Here is a 19,471-nt window from a genome sequence, read left to right as displayed (position 1 = left end):
ACGATCTGAGATGTCAGATTGGGACCATCGACAGAATTGCTGGGGCGCCTCGGACAGTGCGCCGAATGGAGAGTTTTATGAGCGAACTGCCTTTTGCCGCGACTACCCCCGTCAGTGTGTCACGCGTTGGCCTGAAGGCGCGCGATGCCGAGAGCCTCGCGGCCTATTACCGTGCCGTTGTTGGCCTGCAGGAATTGAGCCGCGCCGACGGCGCGATCACGCTGGGCGCCGCAGAGCGCCCGTTGCTGGTCATCGAGCCTGACGGGGCGGCCAAGCCGGACGATCCGCGCAGCGCCGGCCTGTTCCACACCGCTTTCCTGCTGCCCAGCCGCGCCGATCTCGGCCGCTGGATCAACCATGCTGCCGCCAACAAGATCCGTATCGAGGGCGCCTCCGATCATCTGGTCAGCGAGGCGCTGTATCTGACTGACCCCGAAGGCAATGGCATTGAAATCTATAGAGACCGCCTGCCGGAGGAGTGGAAGTGGAATGGCGACAAGATCGCCATGGCGACCGAGCGGCTGAACCTGGCCGCCGTGGCTGCCAGCGTGCCAGCCGGAGACGCCGGCTGGCAGGGCGCGCCGCAAAACAGCATTGTCGGCCATGTCCATCTGCGCGTCGGCAGGCCTGAAGACGCCGAAGCCTGGTGGCACCAGGAGTTCGGCTTCGACACGGTGGCCAAATATGGCGGCCAGGCGGTGTTCCTGTCGTCCGGCGGCTACCACCACCATATCGGTGGCAATTCGTGGCACAGCGCCGGCGCCGGCCGCCGCGATCCGTCTCGCTCGGGCCTCGCCTGGGTCGAGATGCGGTCGGACAATGTGACCAAGGAAACGAGCCGCGAGGATCCGTGGGGCACGGTGATCAGGACAGTTCCCGGCAAGGCTTGATTAGATAACGTTGGCGGTTGGCGAAAGCGGCGGCGAAATCGTCCTTCTCCCCGTGTAGTGACGGGGGGAAGGAAGCTAAGCTTCCCCAAATACCCGCTTGAAGATCGTATCGACATGTTTGGTGTGATAGCCAAGGTCGAATTTCTCGCGGATCTCGGCTTCGGGCAGGGCCGCGGTGACCTCCTTGTCGGCCAACAGTTCCTCAAGGAAATCAGCGCCTTGTTCCCACACCTTCATGGCGTTGCGCTGCACCAGGCGGTAGGCGTCCTCGCGGCTGACGCCGGCCTGCGTCAGCGCCAGCAGCACGCGCTGTGAATGCACCAGGCCGCGGAACTTGTTCATGTTCTTCAGCATGTTGTCGGGATAGACCAGCAATTTGTCGACGACGCCGGTCAGCCGCGACAGCGCAAAATCCAGCGTCACCGTGGCGTCCGGGCCGATCATGCGCTCGACCGACGAGTGCGAGATATCACGCTCGTGCCAGAGCGCCACATTCTCCATCGCCGGCAGCGCCATGGAGCGCACCATGCGGGCAAGGCCGGTGAGGTTTTCGGTCAGCACCGGGTTGCGCTTGTGCGGCATGGCCGACGAGCCTTTTTGGCCCGGCGAAAAATACTCCTCCGCTTCCAGCACCTCGGTGCGCTGCAGATGGCGGATCTCGGTCGCCAGCCGCTCGACCGACGAGGCGATGACGCCGAGCGTGGTGAAGAACATGGCGTGGCGGTCGCGCGGGATGACCTGCGTCGACACTGGTTCCGGCTTCAGCCCGAGCTTTTTGGCGACGTGCTCTTCGACATAGGGGTCGATGTTGGCAAAGGTGCCGATCGCGCCCGATATGGCGCAGGTCGCGATATCCTCCCGCGCATGCACCAGCCGCTCGCGGCAGCGCGAGAATTCGGCATAGGCCTGCGCCAGCTTGATGCCGAAGGTGGTCGGCTCGGCATGGATGCCGTGGCTGCGGCCGATGGTGACGGTGTCCTTGTGTTCGAAGGCGCGGCGCTTCAGCGCCGCCAGCAGGCCGTCGAGATCAGCGAGCAACAGATCGCTGGCTCGGCTGAGCTGCACCGCAAGGCAAGTGTCGAGCACGTCCGACGAGGTCATGCCCTGGTGGATAAAACGCGCGTCCGGCCCGACGAATTCGGCGAGATGGGTCAGGAAGGCAATGACGTCGTGCTTGGTGACGGCCTCGATCTCGTCGATCTTGCCGACGTCGAATTTGGCGGCGCCGCCTTTTTCCCAGATGGTTTTCGCCGCTTCCTTGGGGATGACGCCCAATTCAGCCAGCGCATCGCAGGCATGGGCCTCGATTTCGAACCAGATGCGGAAGCGGGTTTCCGGCGACCAGATGGCGACCATTTCCGGCCGGGAATAGCGAGGGATCATCCGTCAGTCCTGATATGTCGGTGGTTAAGTCCGCCTCCTAACAGAGGCGGACCAAATGCTCAACGCTGCTGGCGCGCAAACCACACGCTGGCGACGGCAAGCGCGATGAATCCGAGTGGAAAATAGAGCCTGACACCCAGCACCACGAACTGGTAGAGCGCCGTCAGTGAGGTGAACACCAGTTCGAACGCCCAGAGGACGGTGAAAGCCTCGGCGTGCCATTCGGCGTAGTAGGAGCGGTATTGCAGGGCAAACAGCCCGCCAGTGAAGGCGAGTGTCGCGGCAAGCAGGCAGATGAAGGCGGCGGCAAACGCCACTTCCGCCTGCCGGTCGAGCGAGATCAGCCGCGCCGCGAACAGGCCGATGGGAAAGGCAAGTGCTGCACCCATGGCATAGAGCAGGACGACGAAGCGGATCTTTTCCGGCGTTTCCCAATTGTCGAGCCAAAGCCCGGTCAGCGCGCTGGCGCCCATCGCCACGGCCCACAGCAAGGCGCCGAAAAGCGCCGCGACCGTCGACGGCACCGCGCGGCGGACACGATTGCCGGCGCGCTGGCGCCAGCTGGGTTGATCGAGCGCTGTCACAGGCGGCCGGTCACGGCGATCCAGCGAAAATCCGGCCCTTCGAAGCCGTATTGGCGCACCGCAATCAGCACCGCATAGGCGCTGATACTGTCGATGGAAAACGTCTGCACCGCGCCGATCCGGTAGCCGTTCGGGCAGCCGCGGCTTTTCGGGATCGATTTGTCCTCATGCAAAAGATGGGTCTGGCCGCTATCCCTGGCCTCGATGCGCAGCAGCCGAAAGCCGTTGATCTCGCCCTGGCTCTCACAGCCTGCCGTATTGTTCACGCCGATCTCGTCGAGCCGGAATTCCAGCGGCGGGTCGACCGGCGAAAAGATCGGCCGCGGGTTGACCACCATGCGGAACGGGTCGGCCGACAGTTCGGTCACAGGATTGAAGCCGGCGGTGATGCCGCGGTTTGCGGTAAGCTCGGCCTGGGCAATGATGACTTCGCCTTTTTGCCTTGCCTGCAGGCGGGCCGCGTCCAGCGAGGCGTTCTCGTCCTCCAGCCGGACCCGGATCGGCGTGCCTTTCAGGAATGTGTCGTCGGCGGTGTCGATGTAGTAGCGGTTGGCATAGGGAAAGCCCGATCCATCCGCGACGCCGTATTCCTCGAAGGCAAAGACACCGCCATCTCTAGTAAAGCCGAGGATCTCGAGCTCGGCGACATCGCCCGCCCGGGCGGCGATGCCGGATGCCAGCTGCACCAGCAGGCAAACGCCAATCAGCACAAGATTTCGCATCGAGGTTCCCGCTCCGGCTGCCATGGTTCGATCGTTCCCTATCATGAGACAGTCAAAACATCGTGCTATGCAAAAGGCGATGCATCCAATTGCGCCGCTGTTTGTTATCGTCGATCGTTTTCAAAAGGAGAACTCCCCATGACCGAGGCCAGCAAGATTCGCGAACATATGGAAGTGGTCGGCGCCGACGGTGTTCATCTCGGCACCGTCGACAAGGTCGAGGGCGACCGGATCAAGCTGACCAAGGCCGACAGCGGCATGGGTGGGCACAAAGGCCATCACCACTACATTCCCTTGAGCCTGCTGGCCGAGGTCGATGGCAAGAAAGTCTGGCTGTCGGCGAATTCGGACGTCGCGGTCAGCTTCGAGGAAGAAAAATCCGACCCGACCTGATCGGATTACGCGCCTAGCGCGACGACCACACCGGAAACAGATCGCCATCGGCCGGCGTTGCCGCATGGATGCCGCGGCTGATGGCGCGCGCCATGGTTGCGCCGGCGGCGGCGAAGAAGTCGACGGCATCGTCAGCTGAAAGCTCGATACCGCTCTTGCCGGTCGCCAGCGCGAACACCAGGTCGCCATCGGCCGGCGTGTGCACCGGCCAGATTGCACGCACGAAACCGTCATGCGCCGATATGGCCAGCCGCTTGGCAGCAGCCTTGGTCAGCACGGCGTCGGTGGCAATGACGGCGATGGTGGTGTTGCCGCCGGCCTCGCCGTTTCCGCCGACGCGCTTGTCGCGATATTTCAGCAGGATCCGCCTGGCGTCGTCGGGCATCGGCGAGGGATATCCGAGCCCGCCGAACTCATCGCCGATCTCGAAAGGTGCTGCCCAGAAATAGCGCGTTCGGGCAATGGTCACCGAACCGGTCGGATTGGCGGCGGCGAGCGCGCCGATGGTGACGCCGTTGTCGAGCACGGTAGAGGCCGAGCCGAGGCCGCCCTTCAGCCCGGAACTCAGCGCCCCGGTGCCGGCGCCGACGGTGCCAAGGGGAAAGTCGGTGACAGCATTTTGCGCCGCCTCATAGCCGAGGTCGCGGTAGGGCGGATAGCGGCCCCAATCCTTGTCGCCACCGTTGCGCAGGTCGAACAGGATCGCCGCCGGCACGATCGGCACGCGAAAGCCGCCGACATCGACGCCAATGCCCTTTTCGCGCAATGCAGCCTGCACGCCGGAGGCGGCGTCGAGGCCGAAGGCCGAGCCGCCCGAAAGCACCACGGCATGCACCGCCTCGATGGAATTATGCGGCTCGAGCAAATCGGTCTCGCGCGTGCCGGGCGCACCGCCGAGGATCTGCACGCCCCCCACCGCCGGTTCGTCGCACAGCACGGTCGTAACGCCCGATTTCAGCCTGGCATCGCTGGCATTGCCGACCCGCAGGCCGGCGACATCGGTGATCAGATTGCGCGGCCCGGTGCGGAACATCAGTTCGTCTCCGCCGGCACGAAACGTGTGCCGTCAAAGCGGAAGGCGCGGTAGAGGTTTTGGCTCAGATCGCCCTTGTCGTCGAAACGCAGCGGACCGATCGCGGTGGTGAAATCATGCCCGGTGAGCGCGTCGGCCAGCCCCTTGCCCGACGTCTCTGCTGCTGCCGAGGCCGCTTTGGCGATCTCCACCGCCGCGTAGGCTGGTAGCGTATAGCCGTCCGGCACGATGTTTTTGGCGGCAAAGGCGGCCAACACCTTGGGGTCGGCGACATCGGCCCATTCCGGCGGCGCGATCATAAGTGTGCCGACGGCGTAAGGCACGTCGCCGGGCGGTGTGCGCAAATTCTCGCCGCCGGCAAAAATAATGCCGGCCTCAAGCTGGCGGGCGTCGCGGCCCATGATGGCGATATCGTCGCCGTCGCCGCCGGCAAAGACATGCGTCGCGCCGGCCTTCTTCAGCCGGCCGATCAGCCCGATCTGGTTGTCGAGCTGCGGCCGGAACGTGTCGGTGAACACCGGCTTCAGCGCTGCCTGCTCGGCTGCGGCCCGCAGCGTCTCGGCGATTTCGCGGCCATAGATGGTGCCGTCATCGACAATGGCGAACAATTCGCCCTGCCACAGCCGGGTGAGAATGGTCGCCACCGCATTGCGCTCGTCGTCGCCCCGCGGCCCGAGCCGATAGACCGGCCAGCCGGTCTTGGCGCGGCGGTCGGTCAGGCTTTCGGTGCGCACGCCGACGGTAATGACGGGTATGTTGGCGTCCTTCAAGATCGGCAGCGCCGCCTGGATTGCCTCGGTGCAGAGGAAGCCGACGACGACATTGACCTTCGCCGCGGCGAATTCCCTGGCGGCGTCGGCCCCGCCATCGGCGGTGCAGGCATCATCAACCGTCTTGATCTCTACGCCGTTGGCTTCAGCTGCCAGGCCAGCGCCGGCCTCTATCTGCTTTCCGAGGATCGCCGACGGACCGGACAGGGGGGCTGCGACGCCGACAAGCAGCGTCTGAGCGCCGGCGCTTGACGGCAACAGCCAGAGCAGTGCCGCTATTACAGCTGTTAGGGGTCGCATTCTGACGAAGAATTCCTCCGTGCCGGTCGCATGCTTCCAGCGTCTCTTGCGCCAAGACCTAAAGGCTGCCCGCGCCAGGCGCAACACGCGAATTTGCGGATTGGCGTCAAGCACTTCGCTTGTGGCCTATTGTGTGCCGCCATATATAACGCTTGGATTCCCGCTTATGGAAAATCATCGGTGCTGAAGTTGAACGACATAGGGCCGCAGGCCTATCGCGACGCGATGGCGCATTTTGCCGGCCACGTCCATGTGGTGACCACCGACGGTCCCGCCGGCAAACGCGGTACGACGGTGATCGCCGCCTGTTCGGTGTCGGACACACCGCCGACCGTGCTCGTCTGCCTCAACCGCGAGAATGCCAAGAACGAACTGTTCATGCAAAACGGCCGGTTTGCGCTGAACACACTGGCTTCCCACCAACAGCCGCTATCGGTGGCGTTTTCGGGCCTGACCGGCCTGTCGTCCGGTGACCGTTTTGCGCTCGGCGAGTGGGATGTCATATCGACAGGCGCCCCGACGCTTAAAGGCGCTCTCGCCGTTTTCGACTGCGAATTGATCGACACCAAGGATCTGGCCACCCATCGTGTGCTTTTTGGCAAGGTGACAGGCCTGCGCATGGGCGATAATTTGCGGCCGCTGATCTACCACGCCCGCGACTACCACGTGCTGGAAAGCGGAGCAGAGGCGTCAACGGAGAAAGAATGACCGAGCTGAAACCGCGCCCCGCGCCGCGGACGATCGACGAAACGCTCGATCTCCTGACCGGTGCGGACTATGTCGCGGACCGCTCGCTCGCAACGGTCCTGTTCCTTTCGCTGCGCATGCAGCGGCCGCTGTTCCTCGAAGGTGAGGCCGGCGTCGGCAAGACCGAGATCGCCAAGGTGCTGGCGCAGGCGCTCGGCCGTCGGCTGATCCGCCTGCAATGCTATGAAGGCCTCGACGTCTCCTCCGCCGTCTATGAGTGGAACTATGCCGCCCAGATGATCGAGATCCGCATGGAGGAGGCGGCAGGCTCGGTCGACCGCTCCGACATGGAGCGCAACGTCTTCTCCGAAAAATACCTGATCCGCCGCCCGGTGCTTGATGCGCTGACCGGCAAAGCCGGTGCTGCCCCGGTGTTCCTGATCGACGAACTCGACCGCACCGACGAGGCTTTCGAAGCGTTCCTGCTCGAGATCCTGTCCGACTTCCAGGTGACGGTACCCGAGCTCGGCACGATCAAGGCGGAGGAGCCGCCGATCGTCATCATCACCACCAACCGCACCCGCGAAATCCATGACGCGCTGAAGCGGCGCTGCCTCTATCATTGGGTCGACTATCCCAACGCTGAGCGCGAGCTGGAGATCGTGCGCCGCAAGGTGCCGCAAGCCAACAGCCGGCTTTCAGCCGAAGTGGTGTCGTTCATCCAGAAATTGCGCCAGGTCGAATTGTTCAAGGCGCCGGGCGTTGCCGAAACCATCGACTGGGCCGGCGCGCTGACCGAACTCGACAAGGTGGCGCTTGATCCCGAAACCGTCTCCGACACGATCGGCGTGCTGCTGAAATACCAGGACGACATTGCCCGCATCGGCGCAGGCGAGGGCAGGCGCATCCTCGACGAGGTCAAGGCCGAACTGGCGGCAGCGGAGTAGTAGCAGTGAAGGCGCCAGGTGCCTACCCCGAAGAGGCCGACCCCAGAGAGGCGACGGAAGACGGGCGCATAGCCGACAACATCGTCTATTTCGCCCGCACCTTGCGCAAATCAGGCATGCGCGTCGGGCCGGCCTCGGTCAAGGATGCGATCGAGGCGGTGCTCGCCGCCGGCATCGGCTCGCGCGATGATTTCTACTGGACGCTGCACGCCGTGCTGGTGTCCCGGCACGAAGATCATCCTGTCTTCGACGAAGCTTTCCGGCTGTTCTGGAAATCGCGCGAACTGATCGAAAAGCTGCTGGCGATGTTTTCGCCGGTGGCGCCCGACACCAGGGAGAAACAAAAGCCCCGCGCCGCTGAAAACCGCGTCAGCCAGGCGATGTTCGAAGGCCACCAGAAGAACCAGCCGGTCAAGGAAATCCCCGAGTTCGAAGTCGACGCGCGCTTCACCTTCTCCGGCAACGAGGTGCTGCGCGGCAAGGACTTTGCCCAGATGAACGCCGCCGAGATGGCGGACGCCAAGAAGGCGATCGCTCAATTGCGGCTGCCCTTCGACATGGTCCGTACCCGGCGCTTCCGGGCTGATCCGCATGGCCGCCGCATCGATCCGCGCGCCATGATGCGGTCGGCCGCGCGCACCGGTGGCGAATTGATCCTGCCGAAATTCCGCTCGGCCCGCGAAGTCCATCCGCCGCTGGTCGTGCTCGCCGATATCTCAGGCTCGATGAGCCAGTACACGCGCATTTTCCTGCATTTCCTGCATGCGCTGACGGAAAAACGCCGGCGTGTGCACACCTTCGTCTTCGGAACGCGGCTGACCAATCTGACGCGGCAGATGCGCCACCGCGACCCCGATGCCGCCCTTGCCGACTGCTCGGCGGCGGTCAAGGACTGGTCCGGTGGCACCCGCATCGGCGATACGCTGGCCGAGTTCAACAAACAGTGGTCGCGCCGCGTGCTGGGGCAGGGCGCGGTGGTGCTTCTGATCACCGACGGTCTGGAGCGCGACGATGTCACCGGCCTGTCGGAAGAGATGGAGCGCCTGCACAAATCCTGCCGGCGGCTGATCTGGCTGAACCCCTTGTTGCGCTTCGACGGCTTCGAGGCCCGCGCCCGCGGCGTCAAGGCGATGCTGCCGCATGTCGATGAGTTCCGCTCGGTGCACAATCTCGATGCGCTGGCCGACCTCTGCGCCTCGCTGGACAAGAAATCGGCTGCTTCAGTCGATCCGCGCCGCTGGCTGGACGCTGGCATCAGGCGCGCAGCATAGCCATATGTTTACTTCTGCAAAAACAGACTCTGAGAGAAGCGATCATGGACAACAGCATCTATCTCGATGAGGCCCGCGACCCGCTGATCATCGCGGAAGGCTGGATGAAGGATGGCAAGGATGTCGCCATTGCCACCGTGGTCGAGACCTGGGGTTCGGCGCCAAGGCCGGTCGGCAGCCATCTGGTCATCGATGCCGAAGGCAATTTTCACGGCTCGGTCTCGGGCGGCTGCGTCGAGGGCGCGGTGGTGAGCGAGGCGATCGACGTCATCGACTCGGGGAAAGCCAAGATGCTGGAATTCGGCGTCGCCGACGAAACCGCCTGGCAGGTCGGCCTGTCCTGTGGCGGCCGCATCAAGGTCTATGTGGAAAGACTGGGCTGACCGCTTATGGACCCCTACGCCCTCAAAACACTGAATGCTGAACGCCGCGCCCGCCGCGCGGCGATCCTGGTTACCGACCTCGGTGACGGCCGCGACCGCATCGTGCGCGAAGGCGATCCCGTCGCCGGTGATTTGGGAGCGGCCATTGCCAAGGCATTTCGCACCGGCAATTCCGGCTCGGTCGAGGCGGAAGGGCGAACCTTCTTCCTCAACGCGCATCTGCCGCAGCCGCGCCTGGTGGTGATCGGCGCCGTCCATATCAGCCAGGCACTGGCGCCGATGGCCAAGATCGCCGGCTATCCCCTCGAGATCGTCGATCCGCGCACCGCCTTCGCCACGCCGGACCGATTTCCCGATGTCGCGCTGCATGCCGAATGGCCCGAGGATGTGCTGAAGCGCCAGCCGCTCGACAGCTACACGGCGCTTGCCGCGGTCACCCATGATCCGAAGATCGACGATTTCGCGCTAAAGGCCGCGCTCGACGCCAATTGCTTCTATATCGGCGCGCTCGGCAGCCGCAAGACCCACGCCAAGCGGGTCGAGCGCCTGCTTGCGCTGGGCGCCAGCGCCGACCAGATCGCGCGCATCCATGCACCGATCGGCCTCGACATCGGCGCGGCCAGCCCCGCCGAGATTGCCGTCGCCGTCCTGGCGCAGACGATCCACGCCTTCCGCTCGCGCGGCCTTGAAGCGAAAGGCGCGGCGGCGTGAAATTCGGTCCGGTTCCGATCGATCAGGCCGAAGGCGCAGTGCTCGCGCATTCCACCACGGCCGGTGAGCGGCGTTTTCGCAAGGCACACAGGCTGAATGCCCAAGATGTGGCGGTGCTGAAGGCGGCCGGCGTTTCCGAGATTGTCGCTGCGGTGCTCGCCGCCGATGATCTCAGCGAGGATGCAGCGGCTGAAAAGATCGCGGCCGGTATGCGCCACCGCAACATCGAAGCGAAGCCGGCTGCGACCGGCCGTGTCAACCTCCATGCCGAGGCAGCCGGCGTGTTCACTGTCGACCCGGCCATGATCAACGCCATTAATGCCGTCGACCCGACCATCACCATCGCCACGCTGGCGCAACATGCGCCGGTCGAGAAGGGCCAGATGGTGGCGACGGTCAAGATCATCCCGTTCGCTGTCGCTTCGGCCCTGGTCGATGCGGTGACAAAGATCTGCGCCAGCGGCGAGATCTTCGCCGTCAACGCTTATCAGCCGATGCGCATCGGCGTCATCCAGACGGTGCTGCCGGGCATCAAGGCCAGCGTGCTCGACAAGACGCTGCGCGTCACCGAGGCGCGGCTGGCGCGCTCGGGCGCCCGGCTGACCGCCGAGCGCCGCACGCCGCACGAGGTTGCGCCCGTCGCTGAGGCAGCGGCCGCGCTGGCGCGTGACAACGACATGGTGGTGATCTTCGGCGCCTCGGCGATGAGCGATTTCAGCGATGTTGTTCCGGCGGCGATCGAACGCGCAGGCGGGACTGTCATCCGCGCGGGCATGCCGGTCGATCCCGGCAATCTGCTGGTGCTGGGTATGCTCGACGGCAAGCGCGTCATCGGCGCGCCCGGTTGCGCGCGCAGCCCCAAGGAGAACGGTTTTGACTGGGTGCTCGACCGGTTGATCGCCGGCCTCGATGTCACGGCTGGGGATATTGCCGGCATGGGCGTCGGCGGCCTCTTGATGGAAATCCCAACCCGGCCGCAGCCGCGCGAGCCGTTGCCGGCGAAAGCCGGGGTGAAGGTCGAGATCGTCCTTCTCGCCGCCGGCCGTTCCAGCCGCATGGGCGGCCCGAACAAGCTGCTCGCGCTGTTCGACGGCAAGCCGCTGGTGCGCCGTACTGCTGAAAGGGCGCTCGGCTCGAGAGCATCCAGCACCATCGTTGTCACCGGCCATCAGCGTGAGCGGGTGCGCCAGGCTCTGGCTGGCCTCGACGTGATCTTCGCCGACAATCCGGATTTCGCCGACGGCCTGTCCTCGTCGCTCAAAGCCGGTATCGCCCGGGTAGGAGCCGAGGCAGCCGGCGCGATGGTCGTTCTCGGCGATATGCCGGGCGTCTCCTCAGCCGATCTCGACAGGCTGATCGAGGCCTTCCGTAGGGACGGCGGCCATTCGGTGGTGCGCGCGGCGCATGACGGCCGCCGCGGCAATCCGGTGCTTTTGCCGCGCGCACTGTTTCCAGCCATCGCCCATCTCGAAGGCGACACCGGCGCCCGCCATCTGGTCGAGGCCGAAGGGTTCGACGTTATCGATGTCGAGATCGGCGACGGCGCATCAATCGATGTCGACACACGCGAGGCAATGGAAGACGCCGGCGGCGTGCTGCAGGATTGACAAAGCGCGGCCGAAAAACGCATGGCTGAAGCATGGCTCTTCGCTTCCAACTCTCCCGCGCGCTGCTAACCGCAATCGCTCTTTCGCTGTCCGCCGTCCGTGCCGACGCCCTCGAACTAAAGCCTTACAAGGACGATCTCTTCGCCTATCCGGCGACGCTCTCGTCCACGGATAAAGGTGCCTATACGGTCATCGACTATCGCGAAATGCGCGACATCAATGCCCGCGATGAAGTGCCGGAAAAGCGCGTACACGCGCAGTATACCGACACCGGCGTGCGCAAGGTGCAGCAGGATTTGCTGCTGAAAACCGATGCCGGCGATGTCAGGCACGTCGCTGTCGGCAAGACCGAGGGCGCCGGCATCATCGTGCTTTATCTGCACGGGCAGGGCGGCAGCCGCAAACAGGGCGTCGACGACTTCACCTTCGGCGGCAATTTCAACCGCATCAAGAACCTGATGGCCGGCAATGGCGGCCTCTATCTGTCACCGGATTTCACCGATTTCGGCGACAAGGGCGCGGCCCAGGTCGCGGCGCTGATCGGCCACTATGCCGAGGCCTCGCCGGACGCGAAGATTTTCGTCGCCTGCGGCTCGATGGGCGGCGCGCTGTGCTGGAAGCTGGCCGGCCGCAACGACACGGGACGGCGCATCAACGGGCTGCTGCTGCTCGGCTCGCTCTGGGACGAAAGTTTCCTGTCGAGCCCGGCCTACAGGCGCCATGTGCCGGTGTTCTTCGGCCAGGGCAGCAAGGACCCGGTCTTTCCGGTGGAGAAGCAGGAAGCCTTCTTCCGCTCCATTATCGCGAACTCGAAAGCCTATCCCTATCCGACACACTTCGTCCGTTTTGAAACGGGCACCCACGGCACGCCGATCCGCATGGTGGATTGGCGCGAAACGCTGAACTGGATGCTGTCGAAAGCGCCCTGAGCCGATGGCAATCGATCAAGGCGCGGTGTTGTAGTCGACCACTGTCTGTGGGTTTTCCTCTCCGTCATAAGACGCGTCCACGTCGTACTGGACCAGCGAAAAATCGCCGTTGCGAAACAGATAGGTGCCGCTGTCGGAGGCATCGCCGACACCACGCCATTTGTTGAACGTGCGGATCGTCCTGGTTTCTTCGTCATATTCGGGATTGGTCGCCCAGCCGGTCGTGTGGAAGCCGGTGACGGTCACACCGAGCAGTTTGCCGTCGCTGTCGTTGTTTTCGTAGCGTATGTCCAGTTCCGGCTCGGCGAACTGCAGCTGCAGCACACCGCCAAGCGCGTCGGTCATGTAGTAGATCGAGGCGGTATTGTAGGCAGCGGCGGAACAGTAGAATTCGAACAGCCGCGTCTCCTTGTCGGGATCGCCTTCAGCCGCGTCCTTGTCCTTGTATTTGATCGAAAAAGCGTTCGGCTCCTCGCCGAGGAATTGCTTGTCGCACTGGTCGCCATAAGTCGCCAGGAAAGCCTTCTTGGCCTGTTCGAGCGCGGTGTCCTTTTTCGGCGGCGGCGGTCCGTCGCCGCAGCTTGGCGGCAGCGCCTCCTCGAAATCGGCCTTGGACGGCTTCAGCGCGCCCTTGTCGATGAAGATCGGCTGGAACGGCGGAGCCTGGACCTGAGCGTTAACCTGGCGCAGCGTGTAGCAGCCGGCGAAGACCGCCTCTTTGCCGTCCTTGCCGCTGGCGCGGATGGCGACGGGGACGCTGTAATAGATGCTGCCGGCCGCGCCCTCATCGGAAACGGCGCCGGTTTCGACATCGACCTTGTCGGTGCCGTCATAGCCCTTGACGAATGTGTCGAAATCCTTTGCCGGCTTGGTATCTCCGTAATAGCCCCAGGCGCGTGCGAATTCGTGCCGGTTGATGGCGCTGTAGAGCGAGCGGATCACGGCCTCGGGGCTCGATCGGTCATCGACATAAGGTGCTTGGGGGGCGTCGTCGGCGGCGAGCGCTGCCTGGCCCATGCCGGCAAGGGAGAGAATGGCAGTCGCTGCGAGAAGGATGCATCTCATAGGGAATCTCCGCTCGGTAACGAAGATTCTACCACGGCGATTGCGGCGACGCAGTGACGCCCTTCACCCGCAGCTTGAAGAATCGCGCGCCGAAGCGCTACGTCCAACTATCGGCGCTTGGCCGCAAGGAGATTACAGACATGACGATATCGATGTACGAAGCCTCCGTGCCGGTGTTTTCGGCCAGGCTGAAGGCGCTGTCGAGCATTCTGACGGCTGCCGAACAGAATGCGCTTGAGCGCAAGATCGACCCGCAAGTTTTTTTGACCGCAAGGTTGGCGCCGGACATGTACGCGCTGACCAGGCAGGTGCAGGTCGCAACCGACCACGCCAAGGGCGCGCCCTCGCGGCTGGCCCGCCGCGAAGTGCCGAAATACGAAGACAATGAAGCGAGTTTCGCCGAGCTTCAGGCGCGCCTCACCAAGACGCTTGAATTGCTGGCGTCATTCTCGGCTGCCGAATTCGATGGCTCGGATGACAGGATCGTCGAATTGAAGTTTGGCCAGCGCGAGGTCTCGATGCCCGGACTGCAGTACCTGCTGCATGTCGCCATGCCCAACTTCTATTTCCACGTCACGACCGCCTACGACATCTTGCGCCACAACGGCGTGCCGCTGACCAAGGGCGCCTATCTCGGCAATCGTTGAGGAATTCGGCGTTTCGAGGTTTCCCGGTCGCTGCCGGGAAACCTCGTCTTGCGCTGGTTCAGCGCATCGACATTTCGCGTGCGATGCGCGGGAAATCGGCAGGCTTGATGCCGACGTCGGCGCGGTCGGCATTGCTCATCGAATGCAGCAGTGCCAGTGCCGAGCGGTAACGCTGATGCTCCTGCGGACGCGGACGGGCAAACATTTCAGTGAAGAACCCCATGATTCGGCCCCTAGTTGATCCTCCACGGCATCGAATATAGGAAAAATGTGAAGATTGTGCAGTGCAGCATTTGCATGGCAGCCATGCCAATTTTTTTCGGCACAATTGGCTCATCTGCTGAAACTCTTGGCGCGGCCCGACCGTACGCATAGACGCTGGCACATGGCCGGCTTTTCCTCGCTACTCCTGGCGAATTTCCGGGCTGCATGAAAATGCGGTCCGGCTTTTTGTTAGGCTTCCCTCACATCAACCGATCCGCGCAAGCCCGGGGAACGCCTAAACTGGTTAAGATCAGTGGCATTCATTTTTAACGAGCCGGTTCTATGGTGCGACCGGCTCTGTTCGCATGCGCAAAAAGAGGGGGAGGCTGACATCGGCGCCAAGCGGGATTTCGCTTCCTTGCTCGACGATCTGTTCGTCGCCTCCGACAAGGACGAGGCTGGTGAGGAGACAGGCGCGCGGCCGTCGATCCCGTTCGACTATCTGTCCGTGGCTGACGAGCTTCATTCCGGTCGCATAAAAGTCTCCGGCGAAACCTTCACCGCCGAATATCGCGAGTCTGGGTCCGATCTTGCCGCCGAATTCGCCGCACTCCTCGACCAGGCCAAGCTGGCACTGGCCGGCGAGGAAGCAAAGCCCGAGGAAAGACTGCCGCCGATCGATCCAGAGGCGATTGCCGTCGAGCTCGGTCTCGATCATCCCGTCAAGAACGCCGATCTCGGCCGCATGCGCCGCAGCTTTGCCTTCGCCAATCATCCTGATCGCGTCGCGCCGCATCTGCGCCAGCGCGCCATGATCCGCATGCAGGTGGCAAACATGCTGATCGACGAAGCCAAGCGGCGCGCTGTCGCCGGCGCAAGGCGCTGATTTTTTCTCCTTCACGCGAAAGTCGGGTTCCCTGAGGCTTGGAGAGCGTCTCTGCTTTCCCTATAGATGCGGCTTCATTTTCCGCGCAGCCGCGCAAAAATTCCCGCCGGAGAAATTCCATGCACAAGCGCCGTCTCGGTCGGACCGATCTTCTTGTTACCCAGATCTGCCTGGGGTCTATGACTTGGGGCCAGCAGAACACCGAGGCCGAAGGGCATGCGCAGATGGATCTGGCTTTTGAGCGCGGCGTGAATTTCATCGACACCGCCGAGCTCTACCCGATCCCGCCCAAAGAGGAGACGCAGGGGCGGACCGAGAAGTTCATCGGTAGCTGGATGAAGGCCAAGGGCAATCGCGACAAGGTCATCCTCGCCTCGAAAGTGGTCGGCCGCACCGCCAACCGCTGGTTTCGTGGCGACCGGCCGTCAAAACTGGTGCGCGCCGACATCTTTGACGCCATCGACAAATCGCTGGCCAAGCTCGGCACCGACTATCTCGATCTCTACCAGATCCACTGGCCAGAGCGCGACATTCCATGGGGCGCCAACCCGACCCGCGTCGGCGCCACGCCGCGCCGTGTCGACGCCGTTGGCGCGCCGGCCGGCGAGACGCCGATCGCCGAGACGCTCGCCGTCTTCGAGGAACTGGTGAAGGCCGGAAAAATCCGTCATCTCGGCCTGTCGAACGAAAGCTCCTGGGGCGTCATGCGCTTCATCGCCGAGGCCGACAAGGGCGTCGGACCGCGTGTCGTCTCGCTGCAGAACGCCTACAATCTCGTCAACCGCACCTTTGAGGTGAACCTCGCCGAGGTCTGCGAACGCGAGCAGGTTGGCTTTCTCGCCTATTCGCCGCTGGCGCAAGGCTATCTCACCGGCAAATACGATCATGGCGCGCGCCCGCAAGGCTCGCGTTCGCAGCTCTTCAACCGCGGCCAGCGTTACGAGACGCCGAATGCCGCCGAGGCGCAGCTCGAATACAACGAACTGGCGCGCTCCTTCGGCCTCGAGCCGGCGCTGTTCGCCAATGCCTATGTCGCCAGCCGGCCCTTCGTCACGTCGAGCATCATCGGCGCGACGACGATTGCGCAGCTTGAGATGGCGCTGTCTTCGGCGGACGTGACCTGGACCGACGAGATGCAGAAGGGCGTGGATGCGATCCACCAGCGCGTCGGCAACCCGTGCCCGTAACGCGGCAGTTCGGACGGAATTGCCAAGCAAAGACAAGGGGAAGGGGACAGCAATGGATTTTCCGATCGAGACCGTCAGGGGGAAATTTCCGGCGCTGGACCTGACCGACAAAGGCCGCCGGCGCATCTATCTCGATAATCCGGCCGGCACGCAGGTGCCGCAAGTGGTTGCCGACGCAGTAGCGCGCTGTCTCTTGACCACCAACGCCAATCTCGGCGGATATTTCGAAACCACGCTTGCGGCGCAAAAGGTGGTCGACGACGCGCATGCGGCGATGGCCGATTTCCTTGGCGCGGCGAGCCATGAGGAAATCGTCATCGGCGCCAACATGACGACGCTGACCTATCACATGTCGCGCACGCTCGGCCGCGATTTCAAGTCGGGTGACGAGATCATCGTCACCCGCATGGATCACGAGGGCAATGTCTCGCCCTGGCTGCAGCTGGCCGAGGACCTTGGCCTCGTTCTGCGTTTTCTGCCGTTCGACGAGAACAGCTGGCAGGTCGAGGAGGCGGCGCTGAGCGCACTGCTCACCGACAAGACGCGGCTGGTGGCGCTCAACTATGCCTCGAACCTCACCGGCTCGATTAACCGGGTCAAGGCGCTGACGGCGCTCGCCAAACAGGCCGGCGCGCTGGTCTATGTCGACGCCGTGCAGTTCGCGCCGCACGGCCTGATCGACGTGCAGGAGCTCGGCTGCGATTTCCTGGTCTGTTCCGCCTACAAATTCTTCGGCCCGCATATGGGCATCCTTTGGGGCCGCCGCGACGTCATCGACGCACTGAAACCCTACAAATGCCGCTGCTCGTCCAATGGTTTGCCGGAGCGCTTCGAACTCGGCACGCCGCAGATCGAATTGATGGCCGGGCTGACCGCCGCGGTCGACTATTTCGCCGATCTGGGTTCAGCGGCCGGCGAGGGCGGTTCGCGCAGGCGCAAGATTGCCAGGGCATTCGAAGTCTCGATCGCCCATGAAAACCCGCTGGCGCTGAGACTGATTGAAGGCCTGTCCGATATCGAGTGCCTGACCATTCGCGGCATTACCGATCCGAAGCGCATCAGCGAGCGCGTGCCGACGGTGTCCTTCACGGTCGACGGCATCGTTCCGGAAACGATCGTTCGGCAGATGAATACTGAAAACATCTTCCTGTGGTCGGGCCACAACTACGCTTGGGAGATCGTCCACCAGCTCGGCATTCCGGCCGAGCAAGGCGTCGTGCGCATCGGCATCGCGCATTACAACTCGGCGGCGGAGATCGACGAGACGCTGGAAAGCGTGCACCGGGTCATCGCCATGCTGAGACAACAGCGCTAGTCAATTATCGCTGTTTGCCGCCGAAGCCGGTGAGGAATGCGGTGAGGTTGTCGCCGAGCGGGTCACAGAGATAACCGCCTTCCTGGACGATCACCGTCGGCAGGCCGAGCTTGGCGATCGCCTCGCCGATGCGCGCAAAGCCGGGCGTGGTCACCGAAAGCCCGCCGAACGGATCGCCCTCGAACGCATCGAGGCCGAGCGCCACGACCAGCACGTCCGGCGCGAAGGCGCGGATACGCTGGAACGCTACACCAAGTGCTTCGAGAAACGCCGCATCGACGGATTTGCGCGGCAGTGGCAGGTTGAAATTATAGCCGAGGCCCGGCCCTTCGCCGCGCTCGTCGGCATAGCCCCAGAAGAACGGATAGAAGCGCACCGGATCGGCATGCAGCGACACGGTGAGAACGTCGGATCGCGCATAGAAAATGCCTTGCGTGCCGTTACCGTGATGCAGGTCGACATCGAGGATCGCCACCCGCGCGGCCTGCTTGCGCAACACCTGTGCTGCGACCGCCGAATTGTTGATGAAACAGAATCCGCCGGCGACATCGGCAAAGGCGTGGTGGCCCGGCGGCCGGCAAAGCGCATAGGCGGCAGGCGCGCCAGCCATGACGGTTTCGGCTGCCTCGACCGCGCTCCAGGCGCTCCACAGCGCGCTCTGCCAGGTCTCGGCCGAAATCGGGCAGGCGGTGTCGGCCATGTGGTAGCCGGCCTGGCCGACCGCCGAGGCCGGATAGGCGCCGTCGCGCGCCAGCGGATGGATGTTGGGGATGACTTCCGCCGAGGCGCCTTCGATGCGCTGCCAGCGCGCAAAAATGTGCTCGAGGAAGGCGAGATATTCGGGCGTGTGCACGGCCGCCACCGGGCCGAGACCATGATCCCGGGGCCGTTCGACCGTCAACCCGGCAGATTTTGCGCCGGCTAACAATCGCTCGGCGCGCGCCGGCTGCTCGGGGTTGGGTTGCGGCGCGCCGCTGGACAGAAAGGCTTTCGGATCGTGGCGTTTCTGCTCCTCGGCAAAGAAAGCTTTCATTCCGTCTCCTCATCCTGCATTGCATCGGCAAAGGCGAAGAAGGCATCGCCGACGATCTTCTGCGTCTGCTCGTAGTGCGCCCAGCCGATGCCGAGCTTCTCATAAAACGCCTTGGCGCCGTCATTGTCGGTGTCGACGGACAGCCTGAGATAGGCGCCACCATCCCTGCGGCAGTCGCGCGCGACGCGGCGCAGCAGCTTTTCGCCGATCTTGCGGCCGCGAAACCGGTCCTCGACATAGAGGTCCTGGATATAGACGCCGGGCCGTCCCATCCAGGTCGAGAAGATCGGGAAAGAGAGGCACAGCCCGGCAAACTCGCCGCCGACCTCGGCGATCAGGGTGGAGAAGGCGGGTTTTTCGCCAAAACCGTAGCGGCGAAGATCATCAGCGGTGGAGGTGATTTCCTGATGCGCGCCGATATGGGTGCCGAGGCGCAGAAGCGCGGCGTAGATGGTGTCGACGTCCTTGATGGTGCCGGGGCGGATGACGATATCGCCGGTCATGCTGATCTTCTTCGCCATGGA

At 63.7% G+C, this 19,471-nt stretch carries 22 protein-coding genes; 13 read left to right on the top strand and 9 right to left on the bottom strand.

Features of this window, described 5'->3' with window-relative positions:
* Window positions 1-77: 77 nt before the first annotated feature.
* Window positions 78-890, top strand: a complete 813-nt coding sequence (locus tag AC1DXM_RS09130; RefSeq protein WP_477232746.1) for a VOC family protein — start codon at window positions 78-80, stop codon at window positions 888-890.
* Between the two features lie 75 nt (window positions 891-965).
* Here the strand turns inward: AC1DXM_RS09130 and purB are convergent, their stop codons facing one another.
* From purB to AC1DXM_RS09115, 3 genes are read right to left on the bottom strand one after another with little or no spacing between them, the layout of a single operon-like run.
* Complete coding sequence (gene purB, locus AC1DXM_RS09125) at window positions 966-2,273, bottom strand: adenylosuccinate lyase (RefSeq protein ID WP_477232745.1); 1,308 nt, start codon at window positions 2,271-2,273, stop codon at window positions 966-968.
* 59 nt (window positions 2,274-2,332) lie between these two features.
* Window positions 2,333-2,797, bottom strand: a complete 465-nt coding sequence (locus AC1DXM_RS09120) for a hypothetical protein (RefSeq protein WP_477232954.1) — start codon at window positions 2,795-2,797, stop codon at window positions 2,333-2,335.
* Between the two features lie 56 nt (window positions 2,798-2,853).
* Entirely contained in the window at window positions 2,854-3,579 is a 726-nt protein-coding gene (locus AC1DXM_RS09115) for a DUF2259 domain-containing protein (protein ID WP_477232744.1), read from the bottom strand.
* A gap of 138 nt (window positions 3,580-3,717) precedes the next feature.
* Here AC1DXM_RS09115 and AC1DXM_RS09110 point away from each other — a divergent pair, with 138 nt between their 5' ends.
* Window positions 3,718-3,972 (top strand): DUF2171 domain-containing protein, encoded by a 255-nt coding sequence (locus AC1DXM_RS09110; RefSeq protein WP_112561447.1) that lies wholly within the window; start codon window positions 3,718-3,720, stop codon window positions 3,970-3,972.
* 13 nt (window positions 3,973-3,985) lie between these two features.
* Here AC1DXM_RS09110 and AC1DXM_RS09105 read toward each other — a convergent pair whose 3' ends face one another.
* A complete protein-coding gene (locus AC1DXM_RS09105) occupies window positions 3,986-5,005 on the bottom strand; it encodes a P1 family peptidase (RefSeq protein WP_477232743.1) in 1,020 nt (339 codons plus the stop codon).
* The gene (locus AC1DXM_RS09100) at window positions 5,005-6,075 is read right to left on the bottom strand and encodes a branched-chain amino acid ABC transporter substrate-binding protein (RefSeq protein ID WP_477232742.1); all 1,071 of its coding nucleotides are present in this window, start codon (window positions 6,073-6,075) and stop codon (window positions 5,005-5,007) included. The genes AC1DXM_RS09105 and AC1DXM_RS09100 overlap by 1 nt, the downstream gene beginning before the upstream one ends.
* 180 nt (window positions 6,076-6,255) lie before the next feature.
* On the opposite strand from AC1DXM_RS09100, the gene AC1DXM_RS09095 reads away from it, so the two are divergent.
* From AC1DXM_RS09095 to AC1DXM_RS09065, 7 genes are read left to right on the top strand one after another with little or no spacing between them, the layout of a single operon-like run.
* Window positions 6,256-6,783 carry a flavin reductase gene (locus AC1DXM_RS09095; RefSeq protein ID WP_477232741.1) on the top strand — a complete coding sequence of 176 codons (528 nt, stop codon included), beginning with the start codon at window positions 6,256-6,258 and terminating at the stop codon, window positions 6,781-6,783.
* The gene (locus AC1DXM_RS09090) at window positions 6,780-7,709 is read left to right on the top strand and encodes an AAA family ATPase (RefSeq protein ID WP_023711480.1); all 930 of its coding nucleotides are present in this window, start codon (window positions 6,780-6,782) and stop codon (window positions 7,707-7,709) included. Before AC1DXM_RS09095 ends, AC1DXM_RS09090 begins: the two co-directional genes overlap by 4 nt.
* Before the next feature lie 5 nt (window positions 7,710-7,714).
* Window positions 7,715-8,980 carry a vWA domain-containing protein gene (locus AC1DXM_RS09085; protein WP_477232740.1) on the top strand — a complete coding sequence of 422 codons (1,266 nt, stop codon included), beginning with the start codon at window positions 7,715-7,717 and terminating at the stop codon, window positions 8,978-8,980.
* Window positions 8,981-9,024: 44 nt separating this feature from the next.
* Entirely contained in the window at window positions 9,025-9,363 is a 339-nt protein-coding gene (locus AC1DXM_RS09080; RefSeq protein WP_023734542.1) for an XdhC family protein, read from the top strand.
* A gap of 6 nt (window positions 9,364-9,369) precedes the next feature.
* Complete coding sequence (locus tag AC1DXM_RS09075; RefSeq protein ID WP_477232739.1) at window positions 9,370-10,074, top strand: XdhC family protein; 705 nt, start codon at window positions 9,370-9,372, stop codon at window positions 10,072-10,074.
* The gene (locus AC1DXM_RS09070) at window positions 10,071-11,681 is read left to right on the top strand and encodes an NTP transferase domain-containing protein (RefSeq protein WP_477232738.1); all 1,611 of its coding nucleotides are present in this window, start codon (window positions 10,071-10,073) and stop codon (window positions 11,679-11,681) included. Before AC1DXM_RS09075 ends, AC1DXM_RS09070 begins: the two co-directional genes overlap by 4 nt.
* Window positions 11,682-11,713: 32 nt before the next feature.
* Entirely contained in the window at window positions 11,714-12,610 is an 897-nt protein-coding gene (locus AC1DXM_RS09065; RefSeq protein WP_477232737.1) for an alpha/beta hydrolase, read from the top strand.
* A gap of 15 nt (window positions 12,611-12,625) precedes the next feature.
* Here the strand turns inward: AC1DXM_RS09065 and AC1DXM_RS09060 are convergent, their stop codons facing one another.
* The gene (locus AC1DXM_RS09060) at window positions 12,626-13,675 is read right to left on the bottom strand and encodes a DUF1176 domain-containing protein (protein ID WP_477232736.1); all 1,050 of its coding nucleotides are present in this window, start codon (window positions 13,673-13,675) and stop codon (window positions 12,626-12,628) included.
* Between the two features lie 140 nt (window positions 13,676-13,815).
* Between AC1DXM_RS09060 and AC1DXM_RS09055 the strand changes: the two genes are divergently transcribed.
* On the top strand, window positions 13,816-14,322 hold the full coding sequence (locus AC1DXM_RS09055; RefSeq protein ID WP_477232735.1) for a DUF1993 domain-containing protein: 507 nt from the start codon (window positions 13,816-13,818) through the stop codon (window positions 14,320-14,322).
* Between the two features lie 58 nt (window positions 14,323-14,380).
* On the opposite strand, the gene AC1DXM_RS09050 is transcribed toward AC1DXM_RS09055, so the two are convergent.
* Complete coding sequence (locus AC1DXM_RS09050; protein ID WP_192253608.1) at window positions 14,381-14,545, bottom strand: hypothetical protein; 165 nt, start codon at window positions 14,543-14,545, stop codon at window positions 14,381-14,383.
* A gap of 399 nt (window positions 14,546-14,944) precedes the next feature.
* Here AC1DXM_RS09050 and AC1DXM_RS09045 point away from each other — a divergent pair, with 399 nt between their 5' ends.
* From AC1DXM_RS09045 to AC1DXM_RS09035, 3 genes are all read left to right on the top strand, one after another.
* Window positions 14,945-15,412 (top strand): hypothetical protein, encoded by a 468-nt coding sequence (locus tag AC1DXM_RS09045; RefSeq protein WP_112561460.1) that lies wholly within the window; start codon window positions 14,945-14,947, stop codon window positions 15,410-15,412.
* A 119-nt stretch (window positions 15,413-15,531) separates the two neighbouring features.
* On the top strand, window positions 15,532-16,599 hold the full coding sequence (locus AC1DXM_RS09040; protein ID WP_477232734.1) for an aldo/keto reductase: 1,068 nt from the start codon (window positions 15,532-15,534) through the stop codon (window positions 16,597-16,599).
* Between the two features lie 52 nt (window positions 16,600-16,651).
* A complete protein-coding gene (locus tag AC1DXM_RS09035; RefSeq protein ID WP_477232733.1) occupies window positions 16,652-17,914 on the top strand; it encodes a cysteine desulfurase-like protein in 1,263 nt (420 codons plus the stop codon).
* 4 nt (window positions 17,915-17,918) lie between these two features.
* On the opposite strand, the gene AC1DXM_RS09030 is transcribed toward AC1DXM_RS09035, so the two are convergent.
* Window positions 17,919-18,947: a histone deacetylase family protein gene (locus AC1DXM_RS09030; protein ID WP_477232732.1), complete on the bottom strand. Its 1,029-nt coding sequence runs from the start codon at window positions 18,945-18,947 to the stop codon at window positions 17,919-17,921.
* Window positions 18,944-19,468, bottom strand: coding sequence for an N-acetyltransferase family protein (locus AC1DXM_RS09025; protein ID WP_477232731.1), 525 nt, complete (start codon window positions 19,466-19,468; stop codon window positions 18,944-18,946). The genes AC1DXM_RS09030 and AC1DXM_RS09025 overlap by 4 nt, the downstream gene beginning before the upstream one ends.
* Window positions 19,469-19,471: the final 3 nt, after the last annotated feature.

Source organism: Mesorhizobium sp. P3_A2, assembly GCF_056403115.1.
The sequence above is the reverse complement of the archived record's forward strand: the minus strand, read 5'-3'. Positions and strand labels throughout refer to the sequence as shown.

What these genes read in the sequence shown, in the direction of transcription:
- AC1DXM_RS09130 (WP_477232746.1), top strand. Translation starts at nt 78, where the DNA reads ATGAGCGAACTGCCTTTTGCCGCGACTACCCCCGTCAGTGTGTCACGC.
- purB (WP_477232745.1), bottom strand. Translation starts at nt 2,273, where the DNA reads ATGATCCCTCGCTATTCCCGGCCGGAAATGGTCGCCATCTGGTCGCCG.
- AC1DXM_RS09115 (WP_477232744.1), bottom strand. Translation starts at nt 3,579, where the DNA reads ATGCGAAATCTTGTGCTGATTGGCGTTTGCCTGCTGGTGCAGCTGGCA.
- AC1DXM_RS09110 (WP_112561447.1), top strand. Translation starts at nt 3,718, where the DNA reads ATGACCGAGGCCAGCAAGATTCGCGAACATATGGAAGTGGTCGGCGCC.
- AC1DXM_RS09105 (WP_477232743.1), bottom strand. Translation starts at nt 5,005, where the DNA reads ATGTTCCGCACCGGGCCGCGCAATCTGATCACCGATGTCGCCGGCCTG.
- AC1DXM_RS09100 (WP_477232742.1), bottom strand. Translation starts at nt 6,075, where the DNA reads ATGCGACCCCTAACAGCTGTAATAGCGGCACTGCTCTGGCTGTTGCCG.
- AC1DXM_RS09090 (WP_023711480.1), top strand. Translation starts at nt 6,780, where the DNA reads ATGACCGAGCTGAAACCGCGCCCCGCGCCGCGGACGATCGACGAAACG.
- AC1DXM_RS09080 (WP_023734542.1), top strand. Translation starts at nt 9,025, where the DNA reads ATGGACAACAGCATCTATCTCGATGAGGCCCGCGACCCGCTGATCATC.
- AC1DXM_RS09075 (WP_477232739.1), top strand. Translation starts at nt 9,370, where the DNA reads ATGGACCCCTACGCCCTCAAAACACTGAATGCTGAACGCCGCGCCCGC.
- AC1DXM_RS09065 (WP_477232737.1), top strand. Translation starts at nt 11,714, where the DNA reads ATGGCTCTTCGCTTCCAACTCTCCCGCGCGCTGCTAACCGCAATCGCT.
- AC1DXM_RS09060 (WP_477232736.1), bottom strand. Translation starts at nt 13,675, where the DNA reads ATGAGATGCATCCTTCTCGCAGCGACTGCCATTCTCTCCCTTGCCGGC.
- AC1DXM_RS09055 (WP_477232735.1), top strand. Translation starts at nt 13,816, where the DNA reads ATGACGATATCGATGTACGAAGCCTCCGTGCCGGTGTTTTCGGCCAGG.
- AC1DXM_RS09050 (WP_192253608.1), bottom strand. Translation starts at nt 14,545, where the DNA reads ATGGGGTTCTTCACTGAAATGTTTGCCCGTCCGCGTCCGCAGGAGCAT.
- AC1DXM_RS09040 (WP_477232734.1), top strand. Translation starts at nt 15,532, where the DNA reads ATGCACAAGCGCCGTCTCGGTCGGACCGATCTTCTTGTTACCCAGATC.
- AC1DXM_RS09035 (WP_477232733.1), top strand. Translation starts at nt 16,652, where the DNA reads ATGGATTTTCCGATCGAGACCGTCAGGGGGAAATTTCCGGCGCTGGAC.
- AC1DXM_RS09030 (WP_477232732.1), bottom strand. Translation starts at nt 18,947, where the DNA reads ATGAAAGCTTTCTTTGCCGAGGAGCAGAAACGCCACGATCCGAAAGCC.
- AC1DXM_RS09025 (WP_477232731.1), bottom strand. Translation starts at nt 19,468, where the DNA reads ATGGCGAAGAAGATCAGCATGACCGGCGATATCGTCATCCGCCCCGGC.